General features: G+C 68.9%; 12 protein-coding genes. 5 read left to right on the top strand and 7 right to left on the bottom strand.

Annotation, left to right across the window (positions count from 1 at the left end; translation table 11 throughout):
• Positions 1-215 precede the first annotated feature (215 nt).
• Complete coding sequence (locus tag ASF27_RS20070) at positions 216-506, top strand: hypothetical protein (RefSeq protein WP_056268452.1); 291 nt, start codon at positions 216-218, stop codon at positions 504-506.
• Here ASF27_RS20070 and ASF27_RS20065 read toward each other — a convergent pair.
• Both ASF27_RS20065 and ASF27_RS20060 read right to left on the bottom strand, forming a co-directional pair.
• The gene (locus tag ASF27_RS20065) at positions 503-1,582 is read right to left on the bottom strand and encodes a quinone-dependent dihydroorotate dehydrogenase (RefSeq protein WP_056362898.1); all 1,080 of its coding nucleotides are present in this window, start codon (positions 1,580-1,582) and stop codon (positions 503-505) included. The two genes, ASF27_RS20070 and ASF27_RS20065, sit on opposite strands and share 4 nt — an antisense overlap.
• Entirely contained in the window at positions 1,579-1,932 is a 354-nt protein-coding gene (locus ASF27_RS20060) for a DUF952 domain-containing protein (RefSeq protein WP_056362895.1), read from the bottom strand. Before ASF27_RS20060 ends, ASF27_RS20065 begins: the two co-directional genes overlap by 4 nt.
• Before the next feature lie 211 nt (positions 1,933-2,143).
• Between ASF27_RS20060 and ASF27_RS20055 the strand changes: the two genes are divergently transcribed.
• From ASF27_RS20055 to ASF27_RS20040, 4 genes are all read left to right on the top strand, one after another.
• Positions 2,144-2,776 carry a helix-turn-helix transcriptional regulator gene (locus ASF27_RS20055; protein WP_056174501.1) on the top strand — a complete coding sequence of 211 codons (633 nt, stop codon included), beginning with the start codon at positions 2,144-2,146 and terminating at the stop codon, positions 2,774-2,776.
• 170 nt (positions 2,777-2,946) lie between these two features.
• The gene (locus ASF27_RS20050; protein WP_056362892.1) at positions 2,947-4,062 is read left to right on the top strand and encodes an ATP-binding protein; all 1,116 of its coding nucleotides are present in this window, start codon (positions 2,947-2,949) and stop codon (positions 4,060-4,062) included.
• Positions 4,063-4,174: 112 nt separating this feature from the next.
• The gene (locus tag ASF27_RS20045) at positions 4,175-5,194 is read left to right on the top strand and encodes a TIM44-like domain-containing protein (RefSeq protein WP_056362889.1); all 1,020 of its coding nucleotides are present in this window, start codon (positions 4,175-4,177) and stop codon (positions 5,192-5,194) included.
• A gap of 527 nt (positions 5,195-5,721) precedes the next feature.
• Positions 5,722-8,040, top strand: coding sequence for an EAL domain-containing protein (locus tag ASF27_RS20040; protein WP_244481072.1), 2,319 nt, complete (start codon positions 5,722-5,724; stop codon positions 8,038-8,040).
• A gap of 35 nt (positions 8,041-8,075) precedes the next feature.
• Here the strand turns inward: ASF27_RS20040 and rsmA are convergent, their stop codons facing one another.
• From rsmA to lptF, 5 genes are all read right to left on the bottom strand, one after another.
• Positions 8,076-8,951: a 16S rRNA (adenine(1518)-N(6)/adenine(1519)-N(6))-dimethyltransferase RsmA gene (rsmA, locus tag ASF27_RS20035; protein WP_056362885.1), complete on the bottom strand. Its 876-nt coding sequence runs from the start codon at positions 8,949-8,951 to the stop codon at positions 8,076-8,078.
• Positions 8,948-9,970 carry a 4-hydroxythreonine-4-phosphate dehydrogenase PdxA gene (pdxA, locus tag ASF27_RS20030; RefSeq protein WP_056362883.1) on the bottom strand — a complete coding sequence of 341 codons (1,023 nt, stop codon included), beginning with the start codon at positions 9,968-9,970 and terminating at the stop codon, positions 8,948-8,950. The genes rsmA and pdxA overlap by 4 nt, the downstream gene beginning before the upstream one ends.
• A gap of 72 nt (positions 9,971-10,042) precedes the next feature.
• Entirely contained in the window at positions 10,043-12,745 is a 2,703-nt protein-coding gene (locus ASF27_RS20025; protein ID WP_056362880.1) for an LPS-assembly protein LptD, read from the bottom strand.
• A complete protein-coding gene (gene lptG / locus ASF27_RS20020; protein WP_056268429.1) occupies positions 12,745-13,839 on the bottom strand; it encodes an LPS export ABC transporter permease LptG in 1,095 nt (364 codons plus the stop codon). Before lptG ends, ASF27_RS20025 begins: the two co-directional genes overlap by 1 nt.
• A 3-nt stretch (positions 13,840-13,842) precedes the next feature.
• On the bottom strand, positions 13,843-14,988 hold the full coding sequence (lptF, locus tag ASF27_RS20015) for an LPS export ABC transporter permease LptF (RefSeq protein WP_056306728.1): 1,146 nt from the start codon (positions 14,986-14,988) through the stop codon (positions 13,843-13,845).
• Positions 14,989-14,995: the final 7 nt, after the last annotated feature.

The following is a 14,995-nucleotide window of genomic DNA, read 5'->3' as shown; positions in this document are numbered from 1 at the left end:
TCTGAGGTCGTAGCGACCTGCTTGCGTGAGGGACTACCGCACCGCACAGCGGCGCCTCAATCGGTCAAAAACGCAGGCCAGTCATGCGCTTGCACCGGGAAAGGTTTTACCCGGCTGGGTTTCGCCCGGGTTAAGGCACTGCGCTGCCGCACGCAGGTGGGGTATGCGTCGGCGAGGGGGCCTGCGGGCCTGGAACGGGCGAGGAGATCACCAGGATGCGAACCCCCGTACGGGTCAGCGCGGCCGTCGTCGTGGGCATCGCCGTCGCCGTCGCGATGATGGCGCACGATCGCCAGATGGACGCCGAATGGGCGATCTCGCCGGCGCAGATCGCGGACGCGCGAGGGGCGGGCAAGCCCGGCGTCGAGACCGCCCCGGGCCGGTTCGCGCGCCAGCCCGTGGCGAGCGAGGGCGCCGACCTCCTGCCGGTGAAATGGGGGCTGATCGGCCTGTTCGCCGCCTGCGTGGTCCTGGCCGGAACCGGCCGGCGGCGGTCGCGTCCCTAACCCGGCAGAGCCGCGAGAGCTTCGGCGTCCCGTCCGACGAACCCGGCCAAGCTGCCCGCGCCCTCGGCCGCCATCCGGGCGACGAGGCCGGCCTTGATCGACCCGATCAGGGCCGGCCCCTGATAGACCAGGGCGGAGTAGAGTTGGAGCAGGCTCGCACCCGCCAGGATCTTGGTCCAGGCCGCCTCGGCCGAATCGATGCCGCCGACACCCACGAGGGGGATCCGGCCGCCGACGCGCAGGTAGGTCTGCGCGAGCAGCCGCGTCGCGGGCTTGAACAGGGGTCGGCCGGAAAGGCCGCCGGTCTCGCGGGCGAGCGCCGTCTCGGCGAGGGTCGCGGGTCGCGCGATGGTGGTGTTGGAGACGACGAGGGCCTGCACGCCACGCTTCAGGGCGGTGGCCGTCATGGCGTCGAGGGCCGCGAGGGTGATGTCGGGGGCGATCTTGAGCAGGATCGCCGTACCGGGATGGACCGCGTCGCGGGCTTCCACAACCCGCGCCAGCAGGTCGTCGAGGAAGGCCTCGCCCTGAAGGTCGCGCAGGCCCGGGGTGTTGGGGGACGACACGTTGACGGTGACGAAATCGACGAGGGGCGCGAGGGCGCGGGTGCAGGCGACATAATCGGCGAGGCGGTCCGTCGCCTCCTTGTTGGCCCCGATGTTGACGCCGATCCGGCCGGGCTTGTCCCGCCGGGCCGCGAGCCGGCGACGCACCGTGTCGAGGCCTTCGCTGTTGAGGCCGAACCGATTGATCACGGCACCGTCGGCCTTCAGGCGAAACACGCGCGGGGTGGGATTGCCCGCCTGCGCCTTCGGCACCACGCCGCCGACCTCGACGAAACCGAAGCCGAGGCCGAGGAGCGCGTCGGGCACCTGGGCGCCCTTGTCGTAGCCGGCGGCGAGGCCGACGGGGTTGGGGAAACTGCGGCCGAGGATCTCCACGGCGAGGCGTAGATCGTCGGGCGGCGGGCGGCGCGGCGGCAGCAGGGACAGGCCCCGGATCGTGAGGTTGTGGGCCGCCTCGGCATCGAGGCTGTGCAGCAGGGGTTTGGCGAGGGGAAACAGCGCGCCGATCATGCGGCGTCTCCGAAACGTTCCGGGAAGACGTGGTTGCCGTCGGGTCCGACCGGCAGGTCGTGGACCGCCCGCACGGCCCCGAGTGGGAGGTCGCCGTAGAGGTGCGGGAACAGGTCGCCGCCGCGCGAGGGCTCGAAGCGGAGTGCCGCCCCCAGGGCCTCGGTGTCGACGGCGACGAGTAGGAGGTCGTGCACGCCGGAGAAATGCCGGGCCGCCGTCTCGGCCGCCTGGGGCGCGGTGGAGAAGTGGATGAAGCCGTCGGCGACGTCCACGGGCGCGCCGGTGAAACGTCCTTGCGCCTCCGCCGTCGCCCAGAGATCGCGCGGGCAGATCTTGTAGACGAGGGGCATCGGGTCTCCTTCGCGCGAGGGTCGCTCGCGTCCGGCGATAGAGCGCAGGCCGGTCCGCCGCAACCGAATCCGCTCGGCCGCCCCGATCCTTCGGCGGCTCGCGGGCGGGGCGAAACCCGCCGGGGACCATGCCGTTGCTTTCTGGGTATTTTAGTTCTACTTTCCTACACGTAGGCTGAGCGTCTTACACACTTTCCGTCGCGAGCCTCTCATGCTGTCGCACGAGCAGATCTGGACCGCCATCGATCGATTGGCCGAGCGCCACGGCTTCTCGGCCTCCGGCCTCGCACGCCGTGCCGGCCTCGACGCGACGAGCTTCAACCGCTCGAAGCGCATCGGCCCGGATGGGCGCAAGCGCTGGCCCTCCACCGAATCCATCGCCAAGGTCCTGACCGCCACGGGCGCCAGCCTCGACGAGTTCCTGCGCCTCATCGAAGTCCGGACCGGACCGACCCGATCGATGATCCCCCTCGTGGGCATGACCCAGGCGGGGTCCGGACGGCTCTTCACCGACGAGGGCATGCCCACCGGCGGTCCCGGCTGGGAGGAGATCGAGTTTCCCGATCTCGCCGACGACCGGGCCTTCGCCCTGGAAGTGCAGGGCGATTCCATGGCGCCGCTTTACCGCGACGGCGACGTGCTCATCGTCTCGCCCTCCGCCAGCGTACGCAAGGGCGACCGCGTCGTGGTGCGCCTGAGCGCAGGTGAAGTCCTGGCCAAGGAACTCAAGCGCCGCACCGCCCGCACCATCGAACTCGTGTCGCTCAATCCGGACCATGCTGACCGGGTCGTCAACGTGGCCGAGATCGCCTGGATCGGCCGGGTGATGTGGGTGCGGCAGTAGCGGCCTGGACGAAGCTTTGCCGCTCCGCCGGATCGGTTTATGCCTGAGATCCCGAAGGCGGAACGTGCCTCGCGGAACGCCCGGTCACCCGCGGTTCTCGTGTCGAACCCAGATGGGCCGAGGGCGTTTCGTGAAGAGGCGCCGAGACGCCTCGCACGCGCGGACAGGCCATGGCATCGCCCCCACCGGACGATCAGGCGCCGAACGACCGGCCGGATGCGGCCCCGCAGGCCTACCTCGCGGCGTCGCGGGTGCCGGCACTGCTCGTCGAGGCCGGCCCGGACGGCGAACGGATCGTCTTCGCCAACCCGGCGTTCCTGACGCTCACCGGCTACGGCGCCGAGGCGGTGACCGGCCGCAGCACCCATTTCCTCCTCGGACCGGATACGGACCGGGCGGCGCGGATCGCCCTCGCGACGGCGCTCACCGATACGCCGCCCGAGGGCGTCGAGCTCCTGGCCTACACCCGCGCCGGAGCCGCGTTTTGGGCGCAGATCCTGGTGGCGCCGGTGCCCGGCACCGATCGGCGGCTCGTCCAGATCGTCGACGTCTCCCGCCGTCGCGATGCCGAAGGGGCCCTCAGCCTGTCGCGCCAGCGCGAGGCGCTCGGCCTCCTCACCAACAGCGTGGCGCACGAGTTCAACAATTTCCTCCAGATCCTCATCGGCTACATCGACGGCCTGAAACGGCGTCTGAGCGACCGCGACGAGCCCTTCATCCAGCGCGCCATCCTGCGCTCCACGGATGCGGCGGAGCGGGCGACGATCCTGACACGCCAGCTCCTCGCGTTCTCGCGTCGGATCGCCCCGGACGTCCGGCCCGTGGACCTCAACGCCCTGATCACCGAGTTCGGCGCACGCATGGGTCCGAGTCTGCCGGTGCGGATCAGCCTCGACGTCCGCACCACGCCGGGCCTCGCCTGCGGCCTGAGCAACCCGCGCCAGGTGGAACTCGCCCTCAACCACATCGTGGCCAACGCGTGCGAGGCGATGCCGGGAGCGGGCCGCATCACCATCGCGACCTTCGCGGTACCGGTGGGGGATCGCGCCCTGCAGCGCCCCGGGGACGGTGCCGTCGGCATCACGGTGACGGATACCGGCCACGGCATGTCGCCCGAGATGGCGGCGCGCGCGCTCGCTCCGTTCATCACCAGCCGTGAGGCCGGGCGCGGCACCGGCCTCGCCATCGTCCATGGTCTGGTCAAGCGCCAGAACGGCACGGTGAACCTCGAGAGCAAGCCCGGCGAAGGCACCGTGGTCCGCCTCGTCTTCCCGGCCGTGGCTTGAGGACGGAAAAAAAGCGCGGGGCGAGATGGACTAAAACCGCGCCTCGCCCGTCACCATATAGTGACTGGCGCTTCCGCCAGACTCTCAAACGAACCGCATCAGGGGCGAATCCATGCTCACCACCCCCACGCGCCGCAAGCGCGCGGCCACCATCCTCACGCTCGCCGCCGCGCTGGCACTGGCGGCGCCCTTGGCGGAGGCACGTCCGGGCGGCAGCAGCGGCGGCATGGGTTCGCGCGGCTCGCGCACTCACGATGCCCCCTCGGCCACCACCACGGCCCCCTCGACCGCAGCGCCGATCCAGCGCACGCAGACCCAGCCCGGTCCAGCCATGGGCAATCCCGGCATGAACCCGGCTGCGGCCCAGCGCCCGCGCTTCGGTGGCGGCTTCATGGCGGGCCTTCTCGGCGCCGGCCTCCTCGGCGCGCTCCTCGGCAGCGGCTTCTCGGGCGGGCTCGGCGGCATCGCGTCGTTCATCGGCCTCCTGCTCCAGGTCGGCCTCCTCGTTCTCATCGTCTCCTTCGCCGTGCGTTGGTTCCGCCGTCGCCAGGCGAGTCCGGCCGCGGCCGGTCACGCTCGCTCGGACCTGAGCGGAAACGGTGCGAACGGGACCGGCATGGGTGGGACCGGCATGGGCGGTGGCCTCGGCGGCAATGCCGGCCGCGGCCCCGTGGGTGGCGCCCTCGGCGGAATGGGTCGCGGTCCTGCGCCCGTGCAGCCGGTGCAGGCGCGTCCGGTCCAGATCGGACCGGGTGACTTCGAGAGCTTCGAGATCGCCCTGAACGGGGTTCAGGACGCCTACGGCCGTGAGGACGTGCCCGCCCTGCGCAACCTCGCGACCCCCGAGATGGCCGGCTACTTCGTCGAGGAGCTCCGCGCCAACGAAGCGAAGGGTGTCGTCAACCGCATCTCCGACGTGAAGCTCCTTCAGGGCGACCTGTCGGAATCGTGGGGCGAGGGCAACGCCGAGTACGCCACCGTGGCCATGCGCTACGCCATCAAGGACGTCACCCTGGACCGTCGCACCAACCGCGTCGTCGAGACTGGCGCACCCGAGGCCGTGGAGCTCTGGACCTTCGTGCGCGAGCGCGGCGGTCGCTGGGTACTCTCGGCGATCCAGCAGGGTCACTGAAGCCTTCACCATCCGAATGAAAAGCGAGGGCCGCCCGGGAAACCAGGCGGCCCTTTTTGTTTGGATCGATGGGTCCCGGACACCGAATGGGTACGTTGGTCCATCGTCGTCGCATCACGCTTTGACGGACGCACAAGACTTGCAGGATCTCATTGTGGATTTAATATCCAGGTCAATACTCGCGAATTGCTGATTCCTTAATGCCCAAATTTTGGCGGGCCTCGATATTTGCGTCGCGACGCTAAAACCGACAAATAAAAACAAGACATTTGTAATTTGTACCAAGCCCTATAGGCTAAAAGCAAACATATAAATTCGTTAACCATCCTATTAAGCCACGGGTTTGTGAGGGAACGCCGTTTCGACTTGGAAATAATTATCGCAGATCAAGAAAGGACGCAGCTGGAACTCGCTTGGTCATCGCAATGCTGACAACTCAAGGTTGCATATTCCACGAGCATGACTATCGCCTCGTCGGATTGTCCGCCGTCATTTGTATCCTCGGTTGTTTTGCTGCGACGACGACGATGGCTCAGGTGGAACTGTCGGGTCAGCGCGCCTTCTCGCGCTGGATGCTCGCCTCGGCGGCCGTCTTCGGCTGTAGCGTGTGGTCGCTGCACTTCGTCGCCATGCTGGCGTTCACACCCGCGACCGAGATCGCCTACGAACTCGGCCTTACGGGCGCGTCGATCCTGGTGTGCGTCCTCGGAACCTTGCTCGCGCTCCTCGTGCGGCACCGCCTGCTCGGCACCCCCATGGCCGCAGTGCTCCCCGGAACGATCCTGGGTCTGAGCGTCGCCGGCATGCATTACCTCGGCGTCAGTGCGATGCGGGCCTCCAGCCTCGTCGTGCTCGATCCTTCCTACGTCATCACCTCGGTGGCGCTCAGCGTGGGGTTCGGGATCGTTGCCCTGACCCGAGCCCGGGCGCTTCTCAGCCTCGCGCGGCGCGTCGAGGTGGCGATCTGGCTCACCCTCGCGATCTGTGGCCTACACTTCACCGGTATGGCCGCCGTGTCGATCATCCCCCTGGAGCCCCTGGAGGGGGCCGACCTTCTTCTCGGGTCGACGCAGCTCGGCTTCGCGGTCGGGTCCATCAGCCTGCTCGTCCTCGTCGCCGGCCTGACGGCCCTGCTGCTGCAGCAGCACCTGTCGCGTCGCAACCTCGACGAGATCAGCCGGATGCGGTTGCTCAGCAACCTGGCCTACGAGGTCCTGCTCATTCATCGTGACGGAAAGGTACTTGAGGTCAACAGCGCCGGAACGCGCCTGTTCGGCATGCCGGTCGAGGACATCATCGGCAAGCCGGTCCTCGATCTCTTCTCCCGGTCCGACGCCCCAGCCCTGATCCGGCGCGCGACCCGGCGGTTGGAGGACCTGCATCCCGAGGAGTTCGAGGCGCGTACGGGGGCGGGCGTCCTCGTTCCCGTGGAACTGTCGTGCCGCATCATCGAGTTCGGCGGTCGACCGGCGACCGCGGTCGCCCTGCGCGATCTCACGGCGCTCAGGCGTGACGAAGCCCGCATCCGTCACCTCGCCCTGCACGATGCCCTGACGGATCTGCCCAACCGCTACCTGATGGAGCAGCGCATCGATCACGCGATCGCGACCGCTGCACAGGTCGGGAGCGGTCTGGCGGTGCTCTATCTCGACCTCGATCGTTTCAAGCCGATCAACGACCTGTACGGACATGCGGCGGGCGACGAGCTGCTGGTTCAGGTGTCCCGGCGTCTCCTCGGCGAGCTGCGCCCGACCGACACCCTCGCGCGGATCGGCGGTGACGAGTTCATCGTCGTCCTACCCCAGGCGGCGACGCCGGCGCATGTCTCGGAGGTGGCGACCCAGCTCCTCGCCGAACTCGCCCGGCCGTTCCGGATCGATAGCCACACCGTCGAGATCGGTGTCTCGGTAGGCATCGCGCTCTACCCGGACGACGGCACCACGGTGGAGAGCCTGCTGCGCGCCGCCGATACGGCACTGTATCGGGTGAAGGACGAGGGACGCGGTGGCCTGCGCTTCTTCGAAGCGTCCATGGATGCGCAGCTCCACGCCCGGCGCACCCTCGAGCACGAACTGAGCGGCGCAATCGCCCGCGACGAGTTGCAGCTGTTCTACCAGCCCATCGTGAACGCCCGCACCGGCGAGATCGAGACCTTCGAAGCCCTGATCCGCTGGCAGCACCCGGAGCGCGGCCTCGTCTCACCGGCCGAATTCATTCCCCTGGCCGAGCAGGCCGACCTCATCGCGTCGATCGGGCGGTGGGTGATCGACACGGCCTGCGCCACGGCGGCGACCTGGCCGAAAGCGTGGCGCGTCGCCGTCAACGTCTCTCCGAGCCAGTTCCGGCAATCGGACGTGCCGGCCATCGTCGCCGCGGCCCTCGCCCGGAATGCCCTCGACGCGAGCCGCCTCGTCGTCGAGATCACCGAGAGCGTCTTCATTCAGGACGCCACGAACGCGGTGGACGTGCTCTCGCGCCTGCGCCAGCAGGGCGTCCGCCTGGCCCTCGACGATTTCGGATCGGGCTATTCGAGCCTGAGCTACCTGCAACAGTTCAAGTTCGACAAGATCAAGATCGACCAGTCCTTCGTGCGCCGGCTCGGGCAGGACGCCGACACCCTGACGATCATCGGCGCCATCGTGAATCTCGGGCACAACCTCGGCCTCCACGTCACCGTCGAGGGGGTGGAGACGGCCGATCAGCTCGAAATTCTGCGGGGCCTCGGCTGCGACCAGATGCAGGGCTACCTGTTCGCGCGGCCATCCCCCACGATCACCGGCCGGGAGCTGGAACAGGCCCGTTTGCGCGCGATGTTCGCGGAGACGTTCGTCAGGGCGCGCGCCTGAACGGCGTGCGCCGGCGGGACTACACGCCCGCGGGACTAGGTGCCCGACGCCAGGGCCTGCGCCATGGCGACGAACCCGGCCACCGGCACCTCCTCGGCCCGCGCGGTCTCGGGAATGCCCGCGGCCGCCAGCAGGAGTGCGGGATCGGGGGTCGCGGCCTTGAGGCTCTGGCGCAGCATCTTCCGGCGCTGGCCGAAGGCCGCGCGGGTGACGCGCTCCAGGGTCTCGACGGCGCAGGGCAGGGGGGAGGACCTGGGCGTCAGCCGCACCACGCTCGACGTCACCTTGGGCGGTGGCACGAAGGCGGACGGGGCGACGTCGAACAGGATGTGGGCTTCCGTGCGCCAGCCGCACAGGACGCCCAGGCGACCGTAATTCGCGCGGTCGGATTCGTCCGCCACGATGCGCTCGGCGACCTCGCGCTGGAACATCAGGGTGAGGCTGTCCCACCACGGCGGCCACACCGGCGCGGTGAGCCAGCCCGTCAGCAGGGGCGTTCCGATATTGTAGGGAAGGTTGGCGACGATCCGCACGGGCCCGGTGCCCAGACCCGCTCCAATGAGGGGCACGGGATCGAAGGTGAGGGCGTCGGCATCCACCACGTCGAGGCGGCCCGGGTAATGCGCGGCGATCTCGGCCAGCGCCGGCAGGGCGCGCGGATCGCGCTCGACGGCGATCACCCGGGCGGCGCCGGCACTCAGGAGCGCGCGGGTGAGGCCGCCGGGGCCGGGGCCGATCTCCACCACGGTGACGCCCTCGAGGGGGCCGGCCGACCGGGCGATGCGACCCGTGAGATTGAGATCGAACAGGAAGTTCTGGCCGAGCGCCTTCTTCGGCTCCAGGCCGTGCGCGCGCACGACGTCGCGCAGGGGCGGCAAGCCGTCGTCGGCGCGGTGGTCGATATCGCTCATGACTTGGGGCTTTTCGCGAGGCGGGCGGCGAGGCGCAGGGCCGCCATCAGGCTGTCCGGACGGGCGATGCCCCTTCCGGCGATGTCGAAGGCGGTGCCGTGGTCCGGCGAGGTCCGGATGAACGGCAATCCCAGGGTCACGTTGACCCCGTCGTCGAACGCGATGGTCTTGATCGGGATCAGGGCCTGGTCGTGGGTCGGGGTCAGGGCCACGTCGTAGGTCGCTCGCGCCCGCGGGTGGAACAGGGTGTCGGCCGGGAGCGGACCGCGGATGTCGATGCCCTCGCCCTGGAGTTGCGCCACCGCCGGCTCCAGCACGTCGCGATCTTCCAGGCCCATGGTGCCGTTCTCGCCCGCGTGCGGGTTGAGGCCCGACAGGACGAGGCGGGGGTTCGCGAGGCCGAAGCGATGGCGCAGGTCGTGGGCGACGATGCGGGCGGTGGCGACGACGAGCTCCCGCGTGAGCAGTTCGGGGACCCGGCGCAGGGCCACGTGGATGGTCACCGGCACCACCGCGAGGGTCTCGCTCCACAGCATCATCACCGGAAGCGGCACCGCCTCGCCGGGCTCGACGCTCAGCGCCGCGAGGAACTCGGTATGCCCCGGATGGGCGAAGCCGACCTGGGTCAGGACGTACTTGGCGATGGGGTTGGTCACGAGCGCCGTGGCGATCCCGGCGCGCACCAGGGCGACGCCCGCGGTGATGGATTCGAGGGTCGCGCCGGCGTTGGCCGAGTCCGGACGGCCCGCCACGGCGCCGATGCGGGCGCCGCTCGGCAGGGGCATCACCGGGAGCGCGCGGGGAAACACCTCGGTGGCGTAATCCGGGCCGACCTCCGCGATGGGGATCGAGAACCCGAGTTCGCTCGCGCGCCGCTCGACGAAATCCGGGTCGCCGATGAGGAAGAACGGCGGCAGACCGGGGCTTTCGTCGCGGTCCCGCCAAGCCATCAGGGCGAGTTCCGGCCCGATCCCGGCCGGATCGCCGAGGGTGAGGGCGATCGGTTGGTGATCGGTCACGCGGCGGTCCGTCCTTGCGCTGTCATACCGACCGCGTCGCAGGTCGGGGCCGACAAGGCAAGGCGGCCGGGCTCACCGGATGGTGGCGATCCCGTCGGACGTGGTGGCGGTGCCGAGGTTCTGGCGCAGGTCCGCCTCGCCGAGGGTCTTGAGTTCGACGCGCAGCAGCACCGTGCGGTTGCGCTCCGCCGTGCCCAGCGCCGTGGCGATGGGCGAAACGATGTAGTTCAGGGACACCGTGGTGCACTCGTCCTGATAGCCGGCCCCGAGGCTGATGCCCGAGAGGTAGGACTTGCCGGGATTCACGTAGATCGGCGACGGGCCGACGGGGTTCTGCAGATAGGCGGTGTAGGCGTCGGCGAAGTTGTCGCGCACGTCGAGGTAGTGGCTGAGGTCCACCAGGGCCGAGCCGGTGACGAACCAGTTCGGCGTCACATGGTAGGTGGCGGACGCGGTCACGCCCTCGCGCCGATGTACGAAGCCGAGGGCCGGCTGGGCCTCGTAGTAGGAATAGAACACCGACAGGTCGAGGGGCAGGAACGGGGCGAAGCGGGCCGTCACGCCCGTCTCGAACCGGTTGACGGCAAAATCCCGCTGGTCGAACCGCGCCCGCGAAATGAAGCTGATGTTCTGGTTCGGCGAGAGCTGGAACCGGCCGACGAAGTCGGACCGGCGGTTCTCCAGGCCCGAATCGAGGCCCACATTGGCGATGTCGCCGCGGCGGAACGAGTTGACGCCGGCGATCTGGATCGACTCGCCGAACATCACGTTCGCGTACCAGCCGGCGGGCGTGACAACGGAATATTGCCCGCCGATGTTGGTCCGCAGGCCGCCCTCGACCCGGTCGTACCCTGAGAACTTGTCCCACTGGAACAGGGAGGTGTCGTCGAAGACGAGGCTCTGCGCGTCCTCGTTGGGCAGGCGGCCGATGCGGGTCTCGCTCGGACGGGCGATGACCTGGACGATGGGCTCCAGGGTGTGGACGCCCAGCGGCCCGAAATTCGAGACGAACGGGTAGCGGTAATCGAGGCCGATGGCCGGCATCACCCGGCCGGAAATGTCGGAATCCTGGGTCGTCAGGTTCTGCGCCAGGGCGTTCTGGTAGCCGGAATTACGCGGGTCGACGAAGAACGCGTCGGTGCGCAGGTAGGCGAACGGCGTGAACACCTGACCGGCGTCGTCGATGAAGGTCCGGCGCCAGGACACCTGCGCCGAGGCGCGGGTCGTCGTGCCGGCCAGGCCGCGGATCAGGCAGGTGCTGCGGGTGAAGGTCAGGCAGGTCTCGTAGAGCGGGAAGCTCTGGCCGTTGGCGCTCGGGCTCAGCAGGTACGCGCCCGTGCGGGGAATGCCCTGGAAGTCCGTGGCCTCGCGGGTCAGGCTGGTGATGTTGGATTCGAATCGGACCTCGCCGCCGAGCGGGGCCGGCCCGTTGATGCGCTTGTCGTAGTCGATGACCGGCGCAACGATGGGCTGTTCCTTCTGCCAGTCGAAGCTCGACAGGCCCTTGAAGTAGTAGCCCCGCGCCTCGAACCACGAGCGGTCGCCCTGTCCGATGAGGTAGGCCGTCGAGACCGCCTCGCGGAAATAGTCCGTCGTGATGCTCTGGTTGCGGATGCGGTAGTTGTCCAGGAACCACTTGTCGGTGACGCCGACGAGGTCCCAGCCCGTGCGCCAGCGGTCGTTGATGTAGAACTGGCCCTTCGACTCGACGGCGCCGCGGAAATCGCGGTCCCCGGCGCCCAGCGGCCCGGGCAGGAACGCGCTCGGCGTCGTCTGGAAGATGCCCGAGAGACGCAGGTTGTATGAACCCGTCTCGAGGCGCTGGCGGAACTCGGCCTGGCCCAGCACACCCTGGTTGCTGAGGAAAGCCGGCGACAGGGTCAGGTCGTAATCCGGCGCGAGATTGAAGAAGTACGGCACGGCGAGGCCGCTGCCGAGCGCCGTGGACGAAATGAAACGCGGCGTGAGGAAGCCGGATTTGCGCTTCACGCTCGGATCGGCCGTCTCGAAATACGGCAGGTAGGCGAGCGGGATGCCGGCGATCTCGAGGGTCGATTCCTCGAACGCGATGGTATGGGTCTCGTTGTTGTGGATGATCTTGGTGGCGCGGATCTGCCACAGCGGCGGCGTCTCCGGGTTGTTCTTGCACGGCTCGCAGGCCGTGTAGGTGCCGTACTCGAAGCTCGTCCGGTCGCCCTCGATCCGCTCGGCGCGGGGCGCCGAGAACCGGGTGCGGACGGGCTGGCCCTTCACCTCGATGGTCTGCTGGATGCGCAGCGCGTCGATGAAGCCGTTCTTGAAGTCGTCCGTCAGCTCCATCTTCGCGCCGGTCAGCACCGCCCCGGTCTCGTCGGTGAGGCGGACGTTGCCCTCGGCGAAGACCCGGCTGGTGTTGCGGTCGTAGAGGACGCGGTCGGCCTGCAGGGTGCGCGGACCGTAATGCAGCTCGGCGTTGCCGCGCGCCGCGACGGTGTTCTTGTCGTTGTCGTAGACGAGCTCGGCCGCCTCCACGAGAAGGCGCTCGGCCGGCTTGTTCGAGGCGGGCTTGCCCGAAGCCGGCTTCGCCTTGGCGTCCGTCGTCTTGGCGTCCGTCGTCTTGGCGTCCGTCGTCTTGGCGTCCGTTTGCGCAGCCGGACGGGCATCGGCCGCGGTGGAGACCACGGCCGGGAGCAGCGCCAGCAGACCGGCGGCGAGTGCGATGTCGGCGACCTTACGCAACGCGAGTCCCAACTCCTGCCACGACCCCACCCCGTTTCCCGATCCGGAGATCAGCATCAGCCGTCCTCCTGGTAGAGAAGCGTGAGCGTACCGAGAAGACTTCCTACCACAGCCGGGAACCACGCCGCCACCGCCGGCGTCACGATCCCGGACGCACCCAGTCCCTCGAGGAGCTGCCGGGCGACGTAGAGCGCGAACCCGGCCGCCACGCCGCCGAGCACGAGCTTTCCCACGCCACCAAAGCGGAAGAACCTTAAGGAAACGCTGGCCGCCACGAGCACCATGGCGACGAAGAGAACGGGGCGCGCCATGAGCACGTCATACTGGAGACGGTAGCGCGTGGCATCCAACCCCGCCCGCTCGTTGCGTGCGATGGTCTCGGGAAGTTGCCAGAAAGGCACAGATTCCGGGGGTGTGAAGCGCTGGCGCACCTGTCCGGGGTCGAGGGTGGAGGCGATGAGATATGTGGAAAAGCCCTCCGGCGGCGCGTCCGGGGTGAGGAGGCGGGCCTCCTGCAGCTCCCAGTACCCGTCGTGGAGGATCGCCCGCGCGGCATCGATCTCCGACACGAACGCCCCGGCCTCGTCGAAGGTGTAGGCCGAGACGCCCGCCAGCGTCGTGGTGCCCTCGATGGCCGTCTCGGCCCGCAGGATCGCCTGCCCGTCGACGCTGCGCTGGCGGATCCAGATGTCCTTGCCCGAACCCGCCTTGGTGGAGCGCGCGAAGATCTTCGCCTCGATCTCGGTGGAGCGCTGCTTCAGCAGGGCCGAGACCGGATTGTAGACGCCCACCGTGAAGGCCCCGATGGCGAGCGCCACGAACAGGCCGGGCTGGAGGAACTGCCACGCCGAGATCCCGGCGGCCCGCGCCACCACGAGTTCCAACTTGCGCGAGAGCTGCAGCAGCGAGGCCATCGATCCGAACAGGATCGCGAAGGGCAGCACGCCCTCGGCCACCGCCGGGGTGCGGAACAGGGCGAGCTGGGCCATCAACCCCGTGGACGCGCCCTCGGCGTCGCCGGCGCGGCGCAGGAGCTCGACGAAATCGAGGGTGTAGACCAGGGTGAAGACCGTGAGGAACACGCCCAGGATGGTGCGCAGGAACCGCAGCGCGAAGTAGCGCCCGAGGGTGAGGCCGATGAGTGCGCTCACGGCTCAGGCCCGTCCGAGGCGTCGGCGGCGCAGCAGCCCGGCGAGGCGCGCGTTCCAGGCCCGGACCGCGGGCCCGTGGAAGATCACGACGCTGGACAGCGCGATGGCCAGCAGCGGCACGGCGTAGATCGCCACGACGGCGCCCTGGCTGCGGGTGGCGGCACTGGTGGCGGCGAACCCTGCGATGCGCAGCACCACCACCGCCAGCACCGCTCCGGCGACGGCGAGCCCCCGGCCCTGGCGGGTGGTGCGGGGATCGCCGAGCGCCGCGAAGGCGATGAAGGTGAGCGCCAGCGGGTAGAGCCACGACGACAGGCGGTCGTGCAGCTCGGAGCGGAAGCGGCCCTTCTGGAGCTGGTAGTAGCCCTCCGCCCGATCGGGAAAGAACAGCTGCGTCGTCGAGCGCTCGCGCGGCTTGTAGGTCACCTCCGAATCCGGAGGCGTGAAGGCGGCCAGATCCACGGTGTAGCGCTCGAAGGTGATGATCGAGGAGTCGCGCGAATCCTTCTGCTGCCGGTGCACGCTGCCCTTCTCCAGGGCGAGGTAGCTCTGGCCGCCGTAATCCACCGCCTGGCCGCGCTCGGCGAGGTAGACCACGCTTTTTCCCGCCTCGCGCTTGTCCTGGATGAAGATGCCGAGCAGCGATCCGCCCGGTCCACGCTCGCGGAAATGGAAGGTGATGCCGCTGTCGAGGCTGGTGAACTGGCCTTCCTTGACCACGTTGGCGATGAAGTCGCCCCGCACCCGGGTGAGCACGTCGCGCAGTTCCTGGAACGAGGACGGCATCACCTGGATCGTCAGGAACGCCACGGCGAAGCTGACGGCGAGGCCGAGGGTAAGGAACGGGCGCAGGATGCGGCGTGGCTTCATCCCCGCCGCCGACATGACGATGAGCTCGGAATCGCCGTTGAGCTTGTTCAAGGCGTAGACCACGGCGATGAACAGGGCCACCGGCGAGATCACGGTGACCAGGGTCGGCAGGGACAGGCCGGTGATGAGGAAGAAGATCACCAGGGTCTGGCCCTTGGCGGTGATGAGGTCGAGTTCCCGCAGGGCCTGCGTCACCCAGATCGTACCCGTGAGGCCGACGAGGCAGGCGAGGAAGGCTCCGAACGCGATTCGGAAGATGTAGCGCTCGATCTGCGTCATCGGTTCT

It is taken from the genome of Methylobacterium sp. Leaf102 (assembly GCF_001422425.1).
Lineage (GTDB): Bacteria > Pseudomonadota > Alphaproteobacteria > Rhizobiales > Beijerinckiaceae > Methylobacterium.
The sequence above is the reverse complement of the archived record's forward strand: the minus strand, read 5'-3'. Positions and strand labels throughout refer to the sequence as shown.

Coding starts and splice junctions, on each gene's coding strand:
- ASF27_RS20065 (WP_056362898.1), bottom strand. CDS start 1,582: ATGATCGGCGCGCTGTTTCCCCTCGCCAAACCCCTGCTGCACAGCCTC.
- ASF27_RS20050 (WP_056362892.1), top strand. CDS start 2,947: ATGGCATCGCCCCCACCGGACGATCAGGCGCCGAACGACCGGCCGGAT.
- ASF27_RS20045 (WP_056362889.1), top strand. CDS start 4,175: ATGCTCACCACCCCCACGCGCCGCAAGCGCGCGGCCACCATCCTCACG.
- ASF27_RS20055 (WP_056174501.1), top strand. CDS start 2,144: ATGCTGTCGCACGAGCAGATCTGGACCGCCATCGATCGATTGGCCGAG.
- ASF27_RS20040 (WP_244481072.1), top strand. CDS start 5,722: ATGGCTCAGGTGGAACTGTCGGGTCAGCGCGCCTTCTCGCGCTGGATG.
- lptF (WP_056306728.1), bottom strand. CDS start 14,988: ATGACGCAGATCGAGCGCTACATCTTCCGAATCGCGTTCGGAGCCTTC.
- ASF27_RS20070 (WP_056268452.1), top strand. CDS start 216: ATGCGAACCCCCGTACGGGTCAGCGCGGCCGTCGTCGTGGGCATCGCC.
- rsmA (WP_056362885.1), bottom strand. CDS start 8,951: ATGAGCGATATCGACCACCGCGCCGACGACGGCTTGCCGCCCCTGCGC.
- ASF27_RS20060 (WP_056362895.1), bottom strand. CDS start 1,932: ATGCCCCTCGTCTACAAGATCTGCCCGCGCGATCTCTGGGCGACGGCG.
- ASF27_RS20025 (WP_056362880.1), bottom strand. CDS start 12,745: ATGCTGATCTCCGGATCGGGAAACGGGGTGGGGTCGTGGCAGGAGTTG.